This window comes from Calyptranema fuscum S582 (assembly GCF_055793305.1).
Genome location: NZ_JBSLYH010000047.1, coordinates 23,756 through 42,053, shown reverse-complemented (window position 1 = coordinate 42,053; position 18,298 = coordinate 23,756). Strand labels below are relative to the sequence as shown.

General features: G+C 48.4%; 18 protein-coding genes. 8 read left to right on the top strand and 10 right to left on the bottom strand.

The features are described from left to right. Nucleotides 1–89: 89 nt before the first annotated feature. Entirely contained in the window at nt 90–371 is a 282-nt protein-coding gene (locus ACR6Z4_RS25195; protein WP_479720097.1) for a hypothetical protein, read from the bottom strand. 79 nt (nt 372–450) lie between these two features. Between ACR6Z4_RS25195 and ACR6Z4_RS25190 the strand changes: the two genes are divergently transcribed. Further along, nucleotides 451–1,689, top strand: coding sequence for a sigma-70 family RNA polymerase sigma factor (locus ACR6Z4_RS25190; RefSeq protein WP_479720096.1), 1,239 nt, complete (start codon nt 451–453; stop codon nt 1,687–1,689). Between the two features lie 5 nt (nt 1,690–1,694). Next, nucleotides 1,695–2,858 carry a DUF1822 family protein gene (locus ACR6Z4_RS25185; RefSeq protein ID WP_479720095.1) on the top strand — a complete coding sequence of 388 codons (1,164 nt, stop codon included), beginning with the start codon at nt 1,695–1,697 and terminating at the stop codon, nt 2,856–2,858. Between the two features lie 19 nt (nt 2,859–2,877). On the opposite strand, the gene ACR6Z4_RS25180 is transcribed toward ACR6Z4_RS25185, so the two are convergent. Then, nucleotides 2,878–3,624: a creatininase family protein gene (locus ACR6Z4_RS25180; protein ID WP_479720094.1), complete on the bottom strand. Its 747-nt coding sequence runs from the start codon at nt 3,622–3,624 to the stop codon at nt 2,878–2,880. Nucleotides 3,625–3,869: 245 nt separating this feature from the next. Between ACR6Z4_RS25180 and ACR6Z4_RS25175 the strand changes: the two genes are divergently transcribed. Then, entirely contained in the window at nt 3,870–4,028 is a 159-nt protein-coding gene (locus tag ACR6Z4_RS25175; RefSeq protein ID WP_479720093.1) for a hypothetical protein, read from the top strand. A 584-nt stretch (nt 4,029–4,612) separates the two neighbouring features. Further along, nucleotides 4,613–4,924, top strand: a complete 312-nt coding sequence (locus ACR6Z4_RS25170) for a DUF6679 family protein (protein WP_479720092.1) — start codon at nt 4,613–4,615, stop codon at nt 4,922–4,924. Nucleotides 4,925–5,138: 214 nt separating this feature from the next. On the opposite strand, the gene ACR6Z4_RS25165 is transcribed toward ACR6Z4_RS25170, so the two are convergent. Both ACR6Z4_RS25165 and lipB read right to left on the bottom strand, forming a co-directional pair. Then, a complete protein-coding gene (locus ACR6Z4_RS25165; protein ID WP_479720091.1) occupies nt 5,139–5,555 on the bottom strand; it encodes a hypothetical protein in 417 nt (138 codons plus the stop codon). A gap of 1,010 nt (nt 5,556–6,565) precedes the next feature. Further along, nucleotides 6,566–7,267 (bottom strand): lipoyl(octanoyl) transferase LipB, encoded by a 702-nt coding sequence (gene lipB, locus ACR6Z4_RS25160; protein WP_479720090.1) that lies wholly within the window; start codon nt 7,265–7,267, stop codon nt 6,566–6,568. A gap of 214 nt (nt 7,268–7,481) precedes the next feature. On the opposite strand from lipB, the gene hpf reads away from it, so the two are divergent. Continuing rightward, complete coding sequence (gene hpf, locus ACR6Z4_RS25155) at nt 7,482–8,144, top strand: ribosome hibernation-promoting factor, HPF/YfiA family (protein WP_479720089.1); 663 nt, start codon at nt 7,482–7,484, stop codon at nt 8,142–8,144. A 29-nt stretch (nt 8,145–8,173) separates the two neighbouring features. Here hpf and ACR6Z4_RS25150 read toward each other — a convergent pair whose 3' ends face one another. The 3 genes from ACR6Z4_RS25150 to ACR6Z4_RS25140 form a co-directional block, all read right to left on the bottom strand. Next, nucleotides 8,174–10,534: an Eco57I restriction-modification methylase domain-containing protein gene (locus tag ACR6Z4_RS25150; protein ID WP_479720088.1), complete on the bottom strand. Its 2,361-nt coding sequence runs from the start codon at nt 10,532–10,534 to the stop codon at nt 8,174–8,176. Beyond that, nucleotides 10,531–11,241 (bottom strand): SOS response-associated peptidase, encoded by a 711-nt coding sequence (locus tag ACR6Z4_RS25145; RefSeq protein ID WP_479720087.1) that lies wholly within the window; start codon nt 11,239–11,241, stop codon nt 10,531–10,533. Before ACR6Z4_RS25145 ends, ACR6Z4_RS25150 begins: the two co-directional genes overlap by 4 nt. Before the next feature lie 91 nt (nt 11,242–11,332). Next, a complete protein-coding gene (locus ACR6Z4_RS25140; protein WP_479720086.1) occupies nt 11,333–12,127 on the bottom strand; it encodes a RecB family exonuclease in 795 nt (264 codons plus the stop codon). A gap of 525 nt (nt 12,128–12,652) precedes the next feature. Here ACR6Z4_RS25140 and ACR6Z4_RS25135 point away from each other — a divergent pair. Both ACR6Z4_RS25135 and ACR6Z4_RS25130 read left to right on the top strand, forming a co-directional pair. Next, nucleotides 12,653–12,877 (top strand): hypothetical protein, encoded by a 225-nt coding sequence (locus ACR6Z4_RS25135; RefSeq protein WP_479720085.1) that lies wholly within the window; start codon nt 12,653–12,655, stop codon nt 12,875–12,877. A 41-nt stretch (nt 12,878–12,918) separates the two neighbouring features. Continuing rightward, nucleotides 12,919–14,457, top strand: coding sequence for an AAA family ATPase (locus ACR6Z4_RS25130; protein WP_479720084.1), 1,539 nt, complete (start codon nt 12,919–12,921; stop codon nt 14,455–14,457). 151 nt (nt 14,458–14,608) lie between these two features. Here the strand turns inward: ACR6Z4_RS25130 and mreD are convergent, their stop codons facing one another. The 3 genes from mreD to ACR6Z4_RS25115 are packed head-to-tail and all read right to left on the bottom strand — an operon-like array spanning nt 14,609 to nt 17,045. Next, a complete protein-coding gene (gene mreD, locus ACR6Z4_RS25125) occupies nt 14,609–15,181 on the bottom strand; it encodes a rod shape-determining protein MreD (RefSeq protein WP_479720083.1) in 573 nt (190 codons plus the stop codon). Beyond that, complete coding sequence (mreC, locus tag ACR6Z4_RS25120) at nt 15,178–15,996, bottom strand: rod shape-determining protein MreC (RefSeq protein WP_479720082.1); 819 nt, start codon at nt 15,994–15,996, stop codon at nt 15,178–15,180. Before mreC ends, mreD begins: the two co-directional genes overlap by 4 nt. 5 nt (nt 15,997–16,001) lie before the next feature. Then, nucleotides 16,002–17,045: a rod shape-determining protein gene (locus ACR6Z4_RS25115; protein WP_479720081.1), complete on the bottom strand. Its 1,044-nt coding sequence runs from the start codon at nt 17,043–17,045 to the stop codon at nt 16,002–16,004. An 846-nt stretch (nt 17,046–17,891) separates the two neighbouring features. On the opposite strand from ACR6Z4_RS25115, the gene ACR6Z4_RS25110 reads away from it, so the two are divergent. After that, nucleotides 17,892–18,257, top strand: a complete 366-nt coding sequence (locus ACR6Z4_RS25110; RefSeq protein ID WP_479720080.1) for a single-stranded DNA-binding protein — start codon at nt 17,892–17,894, stop codon at nt 18,255–18,257. Nucleotides 18,258–18,298: the final 41 nt, after the last annotated feature.

Genomic DNA, 18,298 nt, shown 5'->3' with positions numbered 1-18,298 from the left:
GGTAGGACGGATACCGCACCTGTGTTTTCGTCGTAAACCGTCACCCTTCCAGTTCAATCAAAATCGGGGAAATCAAGCCCAACCGGAGTTTAGAAGACCCACAATAGTTTTTGGGCGCTCCAGGCAAGGTCTAACAGTTGCAGCCGGATCGGTTGGGGATAGCGATCGCAATAGCTGATCTGCAATGCCCAGCGAATAAACTGTCGGAGTTCACTCGCTGCAACCTGGCGATCGCCCCAGTTGTTCCAGCAAACGATTTTAAAAATGGGATCTACTGCGAAATTGTTAAGCAAGATAGGAAGTAATACTTGAGGAGTCAACGTCTCTAAACCTGAAACTTCAGTGAACGAGATGGGCGTCAGGGTTTGCATGATCACTCTCCTGAATGATTTCCTTCTCCTTAGTAGGTCTATCTCTGCTCCGTTATGCACATCGGCTGACAGTGCCTGAATGGTTGAAGCTATGCGCCCCCGTAAAGATTTAATTGAACTGTTTTCGACGTTTTTGCAATTTGATCACGATCGCGTCCGCACTTGGCTGGCAGACTCTCGCTTAAAACGCAGTATGCAGAGCCAACTCAATCTCTCCGAATCAACGTCATCCTCCCAAGCGGACGTCTCAGAAAATTTTTGGGCTTTGTATTGGCATAAGCAGTGGCAGACCCAGCCCACGAGCCTCGCCAAAGGGCACCTGTCTGCCTATGCCCAAGAACCGTGCTACTGGGCAGCACAAAAAACCACTCTGGGGTTTGTCAGCACTCAATATACGCTGGCAGACTGCTTTCAGATGGCGATCGCCGGATTTGATAAGTTGCTTAAAGGCTTTAACTCTAGCCAGGGATTTAATTTCAAAAATTATGCCAGCGCTACGTTTAGCAGCCTGATTCGAGAAACATTACGGCAACGGCAAGAGGTTGATATTTGCACCGATTGGGCACTGCTGCGCAAACTCAGTCAAAAACGTCTGGTGGAAGCGTTACAAAATTTGGGGGCAACGCCAGCGGCGATCGCCAACCTGGTTTGGGCATGGAATTGCTTTAAAACCGTCTATGTTCCGACCCAGACCAGCGGCACCCGCAAATTACCCAAACCAACCCCGGAGACGTGGGAGGCGATCGCCTCTCTGTATAATCGCGATCGCCATACCCAGATCGCTGCCAACACACCCTCCGCCAGTATTGAACAGCTAGAAAAGTGGCTGACCCACTGTGCCAAAGCTGCCCGACAATACCTTTATCCCACCGCGATTTCGATCAATACACCAAAACCCGGACAAGAATCGAGCGAATTTTTAGATGACCTGACCCAAACTGCTCAAACGTCGCTGTTGCAGGAGATGATTGCCGACGAAGACACCCAGTTCCGCCTGACTCAACAGACGCAACTCAATGCTATTTTGACCGCAGCTCTAGAAAATCTTTCATCCGATTTAAAGACCATCCTGGAGTTGTACTATCTGCAAAACCTGACTCAACAACAGATGGCAGCCCAACTGGACACGAAGCAATACACCGTCTCACGTCGTCTAACTAAGGCGAGAGAAACATTGCTAACCATATTGATGCAATGGAGTCAGGACACGTTGCATATTACACCCACCCTGGACGTACTGAAACATACCAGTATGGCGCTGGAAGAGTGGCTCAAAACCCACTATCAACCTTCTGCCCTGCCATCCTCAGCGGAGTAGCTGTTATGACGTTCGATTCCACCCTGTTTGACCCCACCCAAGTCTGTCTGGAGATTGATCCGGCGTTATTATCTCAGTCGTGGCAAGTCAGTCAGCCGTTTGCCACCGCATCCAGTCGCTGGACAGCATACCTCAACCATCTCTGTCTCCATACGCTATTGCCCTGGTTCCGCGAAAAGTCAACCCAGACCATCTCTACAGCCTCTCCTGCGGCGCTGGAGAGCATTTGGGAAGTGGTAAACGGTACGGCGATCGCCATGGGCAATTTGCGGTTGCTGTTACTGCCGACGGAAGCGATCGATCTCGACGAACTCCGGGTGCCTCAAGAATGGGTGGATTTGCCAGAGTGGGTGGCAGACTATTATGTGTCAGTACAGGTGAATGTGGATGCAGGCTGGGTGAGACTAAGCGGCTTTACCAGTCATCATCAGCTGAAAACGGCTGGAGTGTATGATTGGCGCGATCGCACCTATGCGTTAGAAGACACTGATATCGTTACGGATCTAAGTGCCCTGTGGGTAGCCCAAGCCTTATCCCTGGCAGAACCGACACGATCAACGGTTGCGGCGATCGCTCCTCTGCCACTTACCCAAGCCGACCGTCTATTGCACCGTTTGGGCAACGCCGAGATGCTCAATCCTCGTTTAGAAATTCCGTTCGAACAGTGGGGCAGTTTGATCCAGCATGGCGGTTGGAGACAACGGTTAACTGAGTTGCGGCGCAATTTGCCCGAACAGCGATCGGTTCTGCAATGGCTACAAACGGGAATATCGAACCTGGCACAACAGTGGGGTTGGCAAGCCATCGAATTTCAATCCAGCCTAGCCAGTGCCCGAGGAGACAGCAGCGACACCGTTTCGGTCGGTTTATCTCGCCCCTTAACCATTGCCGGACAAGCGTACGAACTTCGCATTCTGCCTTTAGCAACCGACAACGGCACTATCTGGCGGTTTGAGTTACAAAACCTCAGTCCCGGCGGACGGGTGCCGGGTGGGTTTATCTTGCGCTTGTTATCCGAAGATTTGCAACCGTTCGATAATAACGAAGACATCGCCACCACCGCTGTTGAGCAACTATTTGTCGAGGTGGCACTTACCCCCGGAGAAGGCTTGGTTTGGGAAATTGAACCCACCCCCGACGCTTACGAGCAAGAAATCCTCAGGTTCTAACCGCAGGGTTTTGCAAGGATTAAGAGTCTTGCACAAAGTCCAGATAACTTTGGGTTAACTCTTTCACAGCACGGTCATACAGTTGTTTGCCATGTTCCGGTGTTGCCAGATCTGGATTTGACCCCATGCGCCCATCGGGATGCCGTCGGCGAAAATCGATCGCACCATAAATCGGATGTCGGCTTGCTACCTGGGGTGACAGGGGAGCGTGCTTGATCGCGTCCGGATAAATATATTGGGTCAGTGCCACTTCGCTGGGGGTGGCGTGCGATCCTTCCTGATTGCCATAGAGTTCTTTAGCCAGTTGGTAGACCGAGCTACACATATACCAATTTGCTAGATGGCATTGAACCCGATCTGCCTGAGGAATTTGTAAGTCTGCCAACACCTCATAGGTTTCAGAAAAGGCAGCTTTCAGTGTGGCAACGTTGCCTCCGTGACCATTGATAAAAAAGAATTTGGTAAATCCGGCTTTGGTCAAACTAGTGAGATAGTCTCGAATCACCAAAATCAATGTACTGGGGCGCAAGCTCATACTCCCCGGAAAGGCAGTGTGATGCAGTGCCATACCCACGTTAATCGTCGGAGCCACTAATGCCTGTGCCACCTCGCCCACACCCTGGGCGATCGCCTCTGCACAAATAGCATCCGTGCCAATTAACCCGGTGGGACCGTGCTGCTCGGTCGAACCGATGGGAATGATCAACCCTGGCGATCGCGTCAGATACTCTTCAACTTCAACCCACGTACTCAAATGTAAAAGCATATAGCAATTCTCAACGGCATCAAGTACAAGTTGTTGTGAGAGAGCCGCGCGGAGTGCGGCTCTCTCACAACAACCGTAATCTAGCTAGGTGCAAAGCACTATATTTGGATAAATCTCAAAAATGATTTAGGACTGCTATATGATGGGGCAAAGGGCATAATGGGTTGTATAGATTTTTCAACCTCTAAACCTTGATCATCAGTACCTAACCTCATTTTAAAGATGACCATCAGTACTGTAGATCTATGACCCCGCTTGAATTTGGTGATGGCGATCGCAAAATTCTACGCTGTTTAGGCTGTTGTTTCTTCTATCATCCCCCTGTGTTTTGGCAACATCTTGCCACTATCCCTTGTCCTACATGCAACAATCGCTACATAGCAGGGAGCAGTGCCGTCTTATGATCTCACTTGAGTCCCAAAGTTCATCCAACGTCGTTAGAATGATGAGTAGAGATGTACTTAATTACAAAACTGGCATCCATCAAAGTGGTACCGTTTACCTGCAAAGTTGCATGGGGATCATCCTGAGTCTATCGAGACTCACACTCTAGACAAAGGTACCAACGCCATAACCCTTCCTGAAATCCTAAATTTTTAAGTCTGCTCTTGTCCCAGAACAAACCCAGTTCTAGCACAACCTCAACGGTGAGATAGCATTGAGTTTCCCAAACACTTATTTTCATTCAATCACGGCTGTAATGGTCACGTTCAGCCCTTCAGTGCAGCTTGCCTCAAGGTTGTTTTGCCATAGCTGTGTTAGGATCTTTGGCTTAGCTATAGAAACATGGTCTGTGGGCAGACTAAAGATGGGCAGACAGACTATAAACAAGAGTATTTGGAGTGCTCTTAGTGCCTAACCCAATTTCTAACTTTTGGTTTAAGGGAGAGGTAAAGCCCAATTAAAGGCTACTCAAGCTGTTCCATCACCCGTGGGCAGCATCTCGACCGAACGTTTAAGATAATCATTTGCTCAGGAGAAGCAATACATGCTACACCGCAAGATCTATCAACTCTGTTCTGATGGGCGTGATGTCTGGATCTTTTTGCGGGATCAACAGCGCTGGATCGAACGGGCTCGAATCTTAGACATTGAAGGAGATCTGGTGACGGTCCGGTATGAAACAGACGAGGAAGATGAAGTCTGCTCTTGGGAGGAGATGATTCGTTTAGAAAGCATTGGTTCAGTCATGCAAAAGTTGGCAACTGTGCCTCGTGGAGATGTTGAACCCCTGGTTTCTGAAGATTGTCCGGAAGTTGAACGCATTCGCAACCATCGCCCAGAATCAACATCTGATTAATTTTGTAGGATTCAGCATTTTGTAAAAACCCAGTCGCAGTGGTCAACATCAAACTGATATCCTCAACCAGAGGCTAAAGACCTCGCTTGTTTCCAAATTGGTTCCTCAACACTTCCCCAAATAGAGTCAAGAAGCAGTAGGTTCACCCTGCTGCTTTTTGCTTATACTTCTCAATGGCGTCAGGTATACGTTATGGCGTGAGAGCGCTTGATTTCTACAGATACTCTTGGAGAAACTTAAAGGGGTCATCTTCCCAACAGGGTTCCGGACGACGATTTTTTAAGCCATTGGCAATATCTAATTCGATCGCTTCAATGCCATCTGCCCCAAATAAACCCGTCAATGCTTCTAAATCCCTTTGCCTCAACGGCATCAGCGGTTGAGCATGAATGTCGTTGATATCTGCCGTGATCTGGGCATTTCTCAACTCCGTCTCGCTGGATGGCTCACTCAGCCAGTTAAACGCACTCAGGTGCAAGGCTTCCGAATGCGGCTCTGGCGATCGCACATCATAATAGGGCGTGGGCGATCGCTTTGCAGGTTTTCTCAGCAAAGCCCGTGAGCTAAATTGCACTAGCTCCGCCAAATACGGATCTCGGTTGTTGCTGGTAGAGGTAGAGGTAGAAGCCATCAGAGATTTCCAGGAATGTTAATCTCGATCTGCGATCGCGACGATTGATCCTGCCAATACAGCAGGTCAGAAGAAGCTAAATCAGGGATTTCATGCCGACGTTACTGAAAAAACAACGCCTCAGAATTGACTGACTGCCCAAAATAGCGCACCCAATGGCACTGATTCACAACACGGATGACCCCAGCGCTTCGTGCCTGGATAGAGCCGCGCAAGGCAAAACTCTCACACAAAATGTGTACATCACGCAAGCATTACGCCATTGAGAATTACGACAATTCAACTGCTCGAATTGCGAGTTTGATTGCGCTGAAACAGAGACTCAGCAGCCATTTTAGCTATCCAATCCTGGATATCCGCCTCTTCAAGCCCAGGATTTAGACGGTTACGTCACGCAGCAGATGCACTCGATTACAATGCACTCAATTACACAGTAGAAACTTAAAAAAATCATCAGATAGAGTTAGCCCATCGCACCAAATGTAAGGCTAATCTATGGCGATCTATCAAGCGATAGATCTGGATTATCTTGATTATAAGGAAGCTAACCGATCATCCGTAAAACCTTAAGTATCACAACGAACTAATTTTCATAAATTCTCAGCAATCTTCTCAACAATTTGAATGCACGGTTAAAAAGGTGAGGGTCTAGATCAGTGGGTCATTTTGCTTAAAAAGCTCACGACGTGAGCTTTTTAAGCAAAATGACCCACCTTTGAACCATACGCTAACCCAGCTTATTTTTCAAAAAGCCCTGTAAGACAGGACTTCCCGAAATAATCGGTATTCTATTCTCTGGGAAATTATTTATATCATCTGAGTTAAATCCAGCATGCGGGGGCTACCTGATTAACGCAGTAGTTTTATAGCGCTTTGCGCCTGAACCGATTACGGGTGTTGTGATAGAGCCACGCAGAGCGCGACTCTATCACAACACCTGATACGTCATGCAATTGAGAATAGCTAGGTTTGAATGGAACAATTCGGTTTTCCAAACGATCCCATTGGTTTTATTGTTTCTGACTTCTTGCCCCTCGTAAGTGATCCAAATTACATGCGGCTGTTGCAGGAATTAGCTCGACGTCAAAAACCCTTGTGAACGCTTGCAAAACCTGAGGACGAACCTGCTCAACTGAAATATTAGGAATAAATTGCTCTAAGCTAGCAACGGGTCGGTCGGCAATACCACACGGAATAATTTGGCTAAATCCCTTTAAATCGGGACAAATATTGAGTGCAAACCCGTGCATCGTAATCCATCGGCTCACTTTAATCCCAATCGCCGCAATCTTACAGCCTTCTACCCAAACACCTGTTAAACCCGCAATTCTTTCGCCGTATACCCCATAATTTGCCAGGGTCAGAATCACGACTTCTTCTAACTGACGCAAATACCAATGAAGGTCTGGTTGGTAATAGTTGAGATTGAGAATCGGGTAGCCGACAAGCTGACCTGGGCAATGATACGTTACTTCCCCACCCCGTTCCGTTCGAAAAATCTCATGGGTGGTGTCCGTAGGGTCAAACTTAAGAAATTCTAAACTCGAACCGTTGCCCAATGTATAGACCGGAGGATGTTCTAAAAGCAACAAAACATCGTCTTGATAAAGATTATTTTTTTTACTTTCTACAAGCGATCGCTGCCACTGCCAAGCAGTCGCATAGGGCACGATACCTTCGTTATAGAGCAAACATCGACGACGATTTGACAAGTTTTACCCACTCATTTTTTGGGCATAAATTAGCAACATACTCGTGATCTTTACAGAAAATCAAGGGGGATCTAACGCAAATTTGCAGGATTAGCCTGATTGTTTGAATCAAGATTTATCAAGGGATGCAAAACATTTTAAACGACACTGTTGTGCAGGATACAAGGTGGTAGGGTGAAGGTAATACAACCAAATTCTCAGGGGAGGCAGCTTTATGAAGCTTGTTATCCAGGGCAAAAACATTGAGATCACCGATGCGATTCGTGAGTATGTACATCAAAAGATTGAGAAAGCCGTCAGCCACTTCCAAAATCTAACAACCGAAATCGATGTACATCTGTCGGTGGCACGCAATCCCCGGATAAACCCTAAACAGACTGCTGAAGTCACAATCTATGCCAATGGCACAGTTGTGCGAGCAGAAGAAAGCAGCGAAAACTTGTACGCCAGTATCGACCTGGTCGCCAACAAAATCACCCGTCAGCTCCGTAAGTACAAGGAGAAACGTCAAGACAAGATCCAGGCTCCTGTCAAAACCTCTGAAGCGATCAGCCCCAAACCAGTTGAAACCGATTTAGTCAGCAACCGTACGCCGGAACTGCCCGGTGAAGTTGTGCGGACGAAATACTTCCTGATGCCGCCCATGACGGTTCTGGAAGCACAGGAGCAACTCGAACTCGTGGATCATGATTTTTATATGTTCTGCAATGCAGAAACAGGTGAAATCAATGTGATTTATGAGCGAAATCATGGTGGTTATGGCGTCATTCAGCCTCGTCATGTCAACGGCAACGCCAATGGTAAAAATAGCGCGCAAGCTAGCCAAAATGGTACGGCTGCCAATGGCGTAAGCAAAGGCTCTCATGCCAATGTTTAGGTAGAAAATCAGCGAATGAACAACACGGCTTAAGTTAGGGATGGATTTGGGTATGAGGATGATGTCCTCATACCCAAATTCGTTTGGGCGCGTGGTACTTGTTGTACCAGTTCAATCTCGCGAGTGGTTAACCCATATAACTGGTAGACCAGATCATCAATCTGTCGATCGGCAGCGGCAATTTGGTGTTGAATCGTGGCTCGATGGGTCGGAGTGGCTGCCTCGGCAGACTGTTGCTGTAATGCCAGCAAATGCTCGACTGCCGTAATCAGTTGAGCAGATGCAGACGCTGTTGGTGAGTAGTTGAAGTCAGCGATCGCAATTGGAATTTGTCTGAGTTGCGGGGGACCGACACGCAAATAACCTCCCTGCAAACGGTTGCCCGCAAATTGATGAGCGAAATAGAGGTGAATCAGATGGCTGTTGAGCACACCCAAAAGATACCGTAAGTCGAGAGTGGTCAGAATAATAGAGGTTGACTTTCCGGCTAATACGGAACCCCTGAAATCAGCCGCACATTTTAATTGCTGGCTCAAGCCTGAAATGATGATCTTGGGTTGATGGGCTTGGGCTTGTCGTCTTGCCGAAAGCAGTGTGGCACGATCGTGAGTCAGGATGGGATGAAGATAGTTCTGCCCCAGATAGCGCAAGCGTTTCACCCCCCACAGCAGTTGGTAGCGATCGATTGTGCCGCTATTCACCAGTTGTAGATCGCCACTGCTCAGATCTGCCCGATCTTGCAACAACGGATGCAGGGCGTAGGCTTCGGCTACGGTGGCAGCACCCGACACCTCCGCCAGAGTTTCTAATGTCGGGAAGGCTTGTTGCAGCTTTGCCAGTAACTCTGAAAGGTGAGGATGGGTAGGGAATGACCAGGAGGCTCTGGGACTTTGCCAAAATTGTAGATAGGGAAGGTGATGAGACTGAGCCACACTGTCTAAACTCTGCATCCGTTCGTAGTGAACTGTAGCGTTGGGATTGGGAACTGTTTTTTGAGCGGTGTAAACCAGCGGATAGACGGCAGCAGCAAACAGAGGCACTTGTGAATAGTCTCGAATGGCAAGAAGTTGGTTGTCCTGGGTTAAGAGCGATCGCACAGCAGCGGCATAATTTGCCGAACTTAACTTGTTGGGGACAATAAAACTGGTTAACCCATCGGGTTTACACAGAGACAATGCCCTTTCAATAAACACACAAAACAAATCCCAATTGCCCGTTGCCGTGCGATAGTGCTGCGTGCAGTATTTGCGCCAATGGGGCAGATGGGCTGCCATGCTTTCGGAGTCAATGTAAGGCGGGTTGCCAATGACAATATCGAACCCCTCCAGGGCTGAAGGAAACGCGATCGCCCAATCAAATGGCTGAATTGATGGCGACGTTGTCCCATCGGCAGAGTCGGTCGGTGTCTGATAGGCAGGGCGATCGCTTTGAGCATCAGAGCGTTCTAGCCCAAAGTCTGCGCCAATGAGCGCATTGCCACACTGAATGTTAGTGGTCAAATCAGGCAACTGATCAGCGGATTGAGTGGAATTTCCCGCTAACACCATCAGTAATAGTGATAACCGCGTCACTTCAACCGAGCGAGCATCAATATCCACTCCATAAATATGGTCGAGTAAAATCTGCGATCGCGCTGCCCAGGTGAGTTTCCAGGTGCCATCCGGCATCATCTGGAGATAGTCGATCGCCTGGTATTCAATGTAGTGCTTGAGCAACCCATCCAGCAAAAATTGATACGCCACTTGCAAAAATGCGCCGCTGCCACACGCCGGATCGAGAACTCGCAGAACAGGTCGTCGCTCTGCCTGGGCAAGTTGTTGCGTTAAACCCATTCCTACAGTCTGGCGCACCATAAACTCTGCGATCGCACTGGGCGTGTAGTAGACGCCTCTGGATTTTTTGGTCGTGGTCTGAGCATCACACACAAGTTGGTGGGTCGCTGTTATATTCAACGGCTTTGCTAACAAATGCTCATGAACCTGCGCCAGAGTAAGCACTAAAAACATCGGCGCGGTTCCCTGACACCAGGCTTTGGGGAGGAGTGACGGAAACACTGGGTCAGCCAGCGTCATCATCGAGAGATGCACCCAATCCGATGGCAGTAAAGAAGGGTAGTGATGCACTAAAACTTGCAACGCCTCCAACAAGCGATCGCCCTGACGTTCGGGTAATCGCCCTTTATCTTGGGATTCTGACCCCTTCAGCACCCTGATTTCGGGTAAATCGTGCTGTTGTTCACCAATCAGTAGAGTGAGAACCACATAGATCAGACTACAAACCTGCTGATTGAGCAGATCGACCGTCAGATGCGGCTGGCGAGACAGCAGATAACGAGCGATCGCCCATTGCCAGCTCTCCATCTGCCGCAGTAGAGAAGATAGGGCTTTCACGAGTCTAGAGCGATCGGTTGAATACAGTCGGGGGCGTCCAATCGAGCGGCATTGACCTGAGTGCTCACGGGATAACTGCCCATTGCTGTAGCATCATACGGTGCAAACAGCGATCGCAATGGTTCTACCGATTGCACCACTGGGTCAAGCCACAACTCGTAATCGTGCGGTTGAAGAATCACAGGCATTCGTTCGTGCATTGTTGCCAACGTCGCATTGGCAATCGTGGTCAGAATCGTACACGATTCAATCGGGTTGCCGTCGGCATCCTGCCAATGTTCCCATAGACCTGCAAACGCAAAAAGTTTACGGTGCGTCTCGTCGGTCTGCGTCGATTTTGAGTCCTTGAGATAGAAATAATACGGCTGTTTGATGTTGCCCGATCGCTGCCATTCATAAAACCCATCTGCCACAATCAAACAGCGTCTGCGTTTGAGCGCTGCCCGAAAGGCTGGTTTTTCGGCGATCGTTTCCGAACGCGCATTAATCATCCGTGCTCCCATCTTGGGATCTTTTGCCCACGACGGAATCAAGCCCCAATACAAATAATCAAATTGCCGCTCTGACCCTGCCTGATCAAGCCGCACCACTGGCGCAGGTTGAGTGGGTGCAATATTATAACGAGGCTCGACGGACGGCATTTCAGAAAGCTGAAACTGTCTGGCGATCGCCTCTCCAGATTGAGTTAAGGTAAATCGACCACACATGATAAACCGTGTTGAGTTTTAAAGGGTGACACTACACTGGCAAAACGGTTCTTCGTTCTTTATCCGCCATCTTCCCCGCGTTATCCTCTGCCTAAAGGCTTAATACTAACTGTAATCCTTCTTTGGGTTTGGCATCTTGAGGCAACGGTTCTGGTTCTGGATGAACGCCGGGACAATACCGCGCATAGGCACAGCGATCGCACTGTCCACCCGGAAAGGGAACCCATTGGTTATCTTGTCTGAGTTGCACTGCCAGATCGCCGATCACCGACTCCACCCGTTCCCGATGTTCTGGGGTTGCCTCAAAGCAAAGTTTTTCGCCAGTGCGCAAATACAGCAAACTGAGGCGTTTCAGGCTGCGTTGATAGCGTTGTTCTAGCGCCAAATAATATAGCCCAATCTGCAAATCGACCTCATCGGGATCAAACACATCCACTTCCCGCGCCGATTTGTAATCGATCAATTCCAAACCATCGTCCAAATAATCCAGGCGATCGTATCGTCCGGATAACGAAAATTCTAAATTTTCTACCCACATCGACCCTTGAATTCTGCCTTCAACCGCCAGGGGTTTACGCATCGCCCCTTTCCCTGCAATGAAGGTGTTATAGTAACGCATCAAGATCGACCGCCCCTCGGATACCTGATTTGCGGATAAATCTCGAATCTGCTGATTCCAGCACTGCTCAATCCAATCGGTGGTAGGAATGGCGTCTTGATAGTGCCAGTCTTTATAAATTTGCGCCAACGCCTGATGAAGCGACGTTCCCAAGGCTGCGGAACTAAAGAAAGCAGCCCCTTGAATTCTACGTTCGTAGCGAAAATAGTAGGCTTGGGGGCAACGATAGTAGGTTTGCAGCTTAGCAGCAGAGAGAGAATAAGACATGGTTCCAGCGGTTGGAGGACAAAGGCAGCAGTCTCAATTCCACAGGTAGGATTATTTTCCTGATCATTACACTAGATATGGAATTAGACCAGATCATTTTGATGAATCATTACTCCAATCCCTTTAAAATTTGGGCAATGGGTTAAACTCCCCGTCCAGGTCAACGTCCATAGCAGCCGAAGGGCTGGTTACGACAGGAGCGCGGGGATCTCACACAACAGATGGGGTCTATTCAGCTTAATGGCGGGATGAATTTGAACGTGAACCCAAAGGGTTCACGTTCAAATTCATCCCGCAAATCAGCAACGCCGCATTTGACAAGGAGACGGTTATGTTGTTCGGTGCCATCTGAACCCTCAAACCTGCTAGAACTAGAGAGATAAGTCAACCCCCATCATTCGACATGAACCTGGCTCGTTTTAGGACAGGTGATGGATTGAAACGCGACGCGTTTCAATCCATCACCATCCTGGTTCTGAGCGCGTAGCGCTATAGCTTCACCCATAGGACAATGAGGATGTAAAAATGGCGATCGAATGGCGATTCAGCAGAACTGCATTTTCACCGGGGGACATGGTGGAATTGCGCCAAATCTGCTTTACCCCAGGCCGCATTTTTGAACCGGGTAAATATATTGCAGGTGATTTGCCAGATATTGCATTTGAGCTAGGCTTGGTTGAGATCTTACCTCCCGTCCGGGGAAATAGTGCAGAGATTGCCCCTGACCCGCCTGATAATCCTGACTCTTAAAACATTCGATCGATGCCAACGTGCTCTCATAGGAGATATTTGTGGACTTTAAGCAAATTGTTAGTTTCAGACAAGTGAAGCAAGAAGCTCAGGAACTTTACAAGTCCCTTACTCCCCTACTATCTGTCGATCCGCGCTTCACAGATTTAGTCTTGAGAGATTTGGCAAAAGTTGTCCAAATTTGCGGCCGCAGCAATAAAGAAATTAGTTCGGCGGAATTGCTCGCCTATTTGGTCATTTATGCCTTGATTAAGCAGGATAAAGAAAAGCTCTCGTTTGCGATGGATTCCTGGGAATTTTCGGAAGAAAATCGCCTGAAATATCAAAAAATTACGCTGCAAATTTTATTAGAACTGACGGGCGGCACTCAATCTCCTGATCAATTAGCATTACCTGCCATTTTGAATCGATTGGATGAGGAAAAAGGAACTAATTATTTAGGCACGATTAATAACGCTATTTATCGATTTGCGCAGGTGCTGGTTAAGTCCGATGGCAACATTTCCATGCAAGAAATGGAAGGCTTGTCGCAGATCTGGCAATTGCTGCATGCCTATGCCAAAGTCGGTAGCTATCAAGAATCGCTGCAACAGGCGATCGCCACGTTGCCAAAGGTCACGTCATCCAGCCAATCACCTCCGACCCCAGACCAAGTCCAAACCGCCGCCCAACCTCCAGCCGTAGAACCTCCACCAACGCAAGAAAATCTCGACCAGATTTTAGAACAGGCGCTATCAGAGCTGAATGAACTGGTGGGCATGGACAACATTAAAGAAGAAATTAAAACCCTCACCAATTTTCTCAAAGTCCAAAAGATCCGGGCTGAGCGAGGTTTAGCCAAAACCCCAGTTTCGCTTCATGCGGTGTTTTGTGGTCCTCCCGGCACCGGAAAAACGACCGTTGCCCGATTAATGAGCCGAATTTATAAGGGCTTGGGCTTTTTGAGCAAAGGGCATCTGGTGGAAACCGATCGAGCAGGGATGGTCGCAGGCTACATTGGGCAGACCGCTAAAAAAGTCGAAGAATTGGTCAACTCTGCATTAGATGGGGTTTTGTTTATTGATGAAGCCTATGCTCTGGTGCCTCAGGATGCGGCGCGTGATTTTGGTCAAGAGGCGATCGATGTCTTGTTGAAACGCATGGAAGATCATCGCGATCGCCTGGTTGTCATCGTGGCGGGATACACCGATGAAATGACGACCTTTATTGAAGCAAACCCAGGTTTGAAGTCTAGATTCAATCGATATTTTTATTTCAACGATTACAAACCTGAAGAACTGTTATTGATCTTCGACAAAATGAGCCAAAAAAATCACTTCAATCTCACGCCAGAGGCAAAAGATCGGCTACAAAAGCTGTTGAATGAACTGTACGTCAATCGCGATCGCACCTTTGGTAATGCCAGAGTGATTCGCAATCTGTTTGAGAAAACGATCGAAAAGCAAGCCAATCGGCTTGCCGTCATGTCGTCTTTATCTGATGAAGTATTAACCACCCTTCTGCCGGAAGACATTGCCATCGAAGCGGCTAGTTTTCATTCCGGCAAACTCAATTGGCAAGAACTGAAGGGAGCGAGCTAATATCAAACTCGCTTGCAACGATCTATGGGGATGCGGCGCTTCGCGCCGCATCCCCATAGATCGTTGTGCGGATGAGTCCGTACGGTATTTTGAGGCGCTCCGCGCCTCAAAATACCGTTTCTATAACTAACACGCTGACGATTATGGATCTCTAATCTTGTTCTGCGGCTCGAACCCGTTCCCACCAACGATTGAGGGGATAGTAAACCACGGGTGCCCATAAGCTACTGAGAATCGCAGAACTGAGGGCAATTCGCTGGTGATAAAACCAAATTTCAGCCAGCGATCGCTTTGGCAGCAGGTCGCTATCCAAAAATCCCAATACGCTGAATTGAATCGCCGTCACCGTTTCAGCCACCACTGCCATCCCAAAAACAATCAGCGCTACGGAAATAAAATCTTCCTGGATATAGCGCTGCTTTTGAATGCGTGCCGTTAGGGCTCCGATTAACGCCAAACCCACTGCATGGGAAGGACTGTACGTGGTCATGCCATCTTGAATCAGACCTAACGCTAATCCGGCGATCGCTCCTTGCCAAACGGTGCGCTTCACACTCCACGACACCACCCAAATCAGCAACCAGTTGGGACCAACGCCGAGCAACTCCATCCCCGGAAAGCGTGTCGGTAATATAAATAGGCAAAGCAAAACAGAGGCGATCGTGACACCCCAGTTCGAGAGATGTCGGCTATAGATACTAGATTGAAGTAGATTTGGCGTCAAGGATCTGCGTCTCCCGTAGACGTACCATTAGACGAGCTGCGATCGGCTGCACCGGCATCAGGAGATGTCTGTACCTTCGGATTCGGCAAAACTACAACCCATTCCAGAGAGCTAATGGGTGCAGATAAACGAATAATTGCCTCTGGAGCTGGAGTCTTTTCTAAATTAATTGACTCCACATAACCCACGGGCAAGCCAACCGGAAACAACTGGCTAAAAACAGAGGTAGATACAGCATCGCCCGGACGCACATCCGGCACCTTATCAAAGAACTCCATCACCGCACGGTTTTGAGATTGCCCCCGCATATAGCCCATGGCACGGGTTCGACTCACCGTCACACCCACCTGGCTGCTGGGGTCACTAATCAATAACACTCGGCTAGTATTGGGAGTAACCTGGACAACCCGTCCAACGATACCACCCGTTCCTGAAACAATTGCCCCCAGCTCAATCCCGTCACGACTGCCACGTCCTAACGTGAGTTGCTGCCACCAATGATCAGAGCTACGCCCGATCACGGGTGCAAAAACATGCCCCTCTGGCAAATCTTCGCCATAATTGATCAACTCACGAAGCTGACGATTCTGGCTTTCTAGCTCGGCAAGTCGTTGCTTTAACTCTTGTACCTGAGCGTTTTCCAGAATACTTTCTTGAGCTGGGGGAGCCCCTTGAAACGGACGTGAGAGTAACTGGTAAACCTCAAGTACAGGTAGCCCTTGAGATTGCCTTAAGAGCCAGGCTGTAGTGATCACGACACCACTGAGCCCGATTCTTAGTCCATGTCGATCCCACCAACGACGTAAAGTAAACATTAAACCTACATATTGCGAGAGCGACCGCTAAATACCCGTTCCAGTTGCTTAAAGTTCTCAAGCACTCGCCCTGTGCCTAGAACCACGCAACTCAAAGGATCTGCTGCGACATGAACCACTATGCCAGTTTCATGACTAATCAAGGTGTCTAATCCGCGCAACAGCGCTCCACCACCGGCCAGCATGATGCCCCGATCGATAATATCGGCTGCCAACTCAGGCGGAGTCCGCTCTAGGGTTCGCTTCACAGCATCAATAATCACAGCCAGGGGTTCAGACATGGCTTCACGAATCTCAGGCCCCTTGACAGTAACGGTTCGAGGTAAACCAGAGAGCAAATGCAGCCCTCTGACATCCATGACAATCTCATCATCTTCATCCATGGGATAGGCAGAACCGATAGAAATTTTGATTTCTTCCGATGTTCTTTCCCCAATCACCAGGTTATGAACCTTCTTCATATATTGAGTGATAGCTTCACTCAACTCGTCTCCGGCAACCCGGACAGATTCACTCAAGACGGTTCCTTGAAGACTGAGGACGGCAACTTCTGTGGTGCCACCGCCGATGTCAATAATCATGTTGCCCGTTGGTTCTGCCACCGGCAACCCTGCGCCAATAGCAGCAGCCACAGGCTCATCGATCAAATAAACATCACGAGCACCGGCTTGCGACGCGGCTTCCATGACGGCTCGTCGCTCAACGCCAGTCACCCCACTAGGAATACCGATGACGATTCGAGGTGAAACCAGGGTGCGCCCTTCATGTACGCGGCGAATAAAGTGCTTTAGCATCAGCTCGGCTGTATCGAAGTCTGCAATAACACCATCTCGCAATGGACGCAGCGCAACGACATTTCCTGGAGTTCGACCTAGCATTTTCTTGGCATCTTCACCAACGGCTAGCGGGATTTTGTTATCCTGGTCGATAGCAACGACGGATGGCTCTTGGAGAACAATACCCTTACCAGAAACATAAACCAACGTGTTTGCGGTACCTAAGTCGATACCCATGTCACGCGAGAACGAGAAGCGATTGAAGAAACCCACTAGCTTGTCAAGCCCCCACAGTCAAATAATTCCATTTGCGATCGCATGATGCGATTTATGTCAATCGAAGTGGATTTTATTACGTTTTTTATCACTCGTCTAGTCAAACAAAATGTATCTCATTTTAAGACTCTATGATATAGAACCTTTCAAAATCTGTTTCAGACACATAAACCTACAATCAGGATGGATCTTACTATCTTTTAAGGTTTGTTGAGCAACAATACTCATTGAATCTGGCTCAAAACCCTGGCTAAAAACGGGTAAAACAGCCTATCTGAATGGGTTTTAGACCCATCGAACCAATTTTTAGATCAGGTCTCAGACTCCCCCCCTACGTTTGTGTTTCAAGATTGTGGATGGGATGACATCTAATTCTTTTTTGAGAGTAATGGCTTTGCGATCGCTCTCATAAGAGAATTACGGTTAATTAGTCTCTGATCCTTATATATGCAAAATCTATAGGACAGGATGCCAAGTCTTTACTTCACTGCATCCGCCTGAATTAAGCGTCTATCTCAGGGTATAGACCTGAATAAAAAACTTGTGCTGTGTAAGCACACACCGGCAACAACGCATCAGTCCAGCGATACCCATCACACTATTCTGCAATAGTCGGTATCATGTTTGAGCAAGGGTTTGAGCAAACGATTAATACCTTGCCGATGCAAATTGCAGTCAGTATTGTCTAGGATTATCGAAGGATCGTGGATCTCATAAAACCGAAGATTTAAGGATTTATTTTTGGCAGCGCGGCGTCGCCGCGCTGCCAAAAATAAACGTCCGGGTGTTACTTAATTTTTGATTCTAAGCCACTCTCAGTGCCTCTGCTAAAGGTAAAAAGCAATGGGTTTGAATATAGTCAATCTTGTCGGTCGGGTCGGCGGTGACCCAGATGTCAAATACTTTGAATCGGGTAGTGTCGTTTGTAAATTTACGCTTGCGGTTCGGCGTCGGAGTCGCAACAGTGATGAACCCGATTGGTTTAACCTGGAAGTTTGGGGACAACCCGCCCAAGTTGCAGCAGACTATGTGCGCAAAGGAAGTCTTGTGGGTGTCACTGGAGCCTTAAAGATTGAGCACTGGCAAGACCGGAGTACAGGAACGAATCGGTCTAGACCTGTGGTGCGAGTGGATCGACTCGATTTGCTCGGCTCCAAAAAAGATCAGGAATCTGGTGGGGGCAGTAGCTACGATGCAGAAGAGTTTTAAGGAAACCGTTCTCCCTGCTTGGCGATCGCCTGCTCCTTAGG

Excerpts from the sequence above, each read along its gene's own strand:
- ACR6Z4_RS25185 (WP_479720095.1), top strand. The coding sequence starts at position 1,695 with ATGACGTTCGATTCCACCCTGTTTGACCCCACCCAAGTCTGTCTGGAG.
- ACR6Z4_RS25180 (WP_479720094.1), bottom strand. The coding sequence starts at position 3,624 with ATGCTTTTACATTTGAGTACGTGGGTTGAAGTTGAAGAGTATCTGACG.
- ACR6Z4_RS25170 (WP_479720092.1), top strand. The coding sequence starts at position 4,613 with ATGCTACACCGCAAGATCTATCAACTCTGTTCTGATGGGCGTGATGTC.
- ACR6Z4_RS25140 (WP_479720086.1), bottom strand. The coding sequence starts at position 12,127 with ATGTCTTATTCTCTCTCTGCTGCTAAGCTGCAAACCTACTATCGTTGC.
- ACR6Z4_RS25145 (WP_479720087.1), bottom strand. The coding sequence starts at position 11,241 with ATGTGTGGTCGATTTACCTTAACTCAATCTGGAGAGGCGATCGCCAGA.
- mreC (WP_479720082.1), bottom strand. The coding sequence starts at position 15,996 with ATGTTTACTTTACGTCGTTGGTGGGATCGACATGGACTAAGAATCGGG.
- hpf (WP_479720089.1), top strand. The coding sequence starts at position 7,482 with ATGAAGCTTGTTATCCAGGGCAAAAACATTGAGATCACCGATGCGATT.
- ACR6Z4_RS25175 (WP_479720093.1), top strand. The coding sequence starts at position 3,870 with ATGACCCCGCTTGAATTTGGTGATGGCGATCGCAAAATTCTACGCTGT.
- ACR6Z4_RS25195 (WP_479720097.1), bottom strand. The coding sequence starts at position 371 with ATGCAAACCCTGACGCCCATCTCGTTCACTGAAGTTTCAGGTTTAGAG.
- ACR6Z4_RS25165 (WP_479720091.1), bottom strand. The coding sequence starts at position 5,555 with ATGGCTTCTACCTCTACCTCTACCAGCAACAACCGAGATCCGTATTTG.
- ACR6Z4_RS25135 (WP_479720085.1), top strand. The coding sequence starts at position 12,653 with ATGGCGATCGAATGGCGATTCAGCAGAACTGCATTTTCACCGGGGGAC.
- ACR6Z4_RS25110 (WP_479720080.1), top strand. The coding sequence starts at position 17,892 with ATGGGTTTGAATATAGTCAATCTTGTCGGTCGGGTCGGCGGTGACCCA.
- ACR6Z4_RS25190 (WP_479720096.1), top strand. The coding sequence starts at position 451 with ATGGTTGAAGCTATGCGCCCCCGTAAAGATTTAATTGAACTGTTTTCG.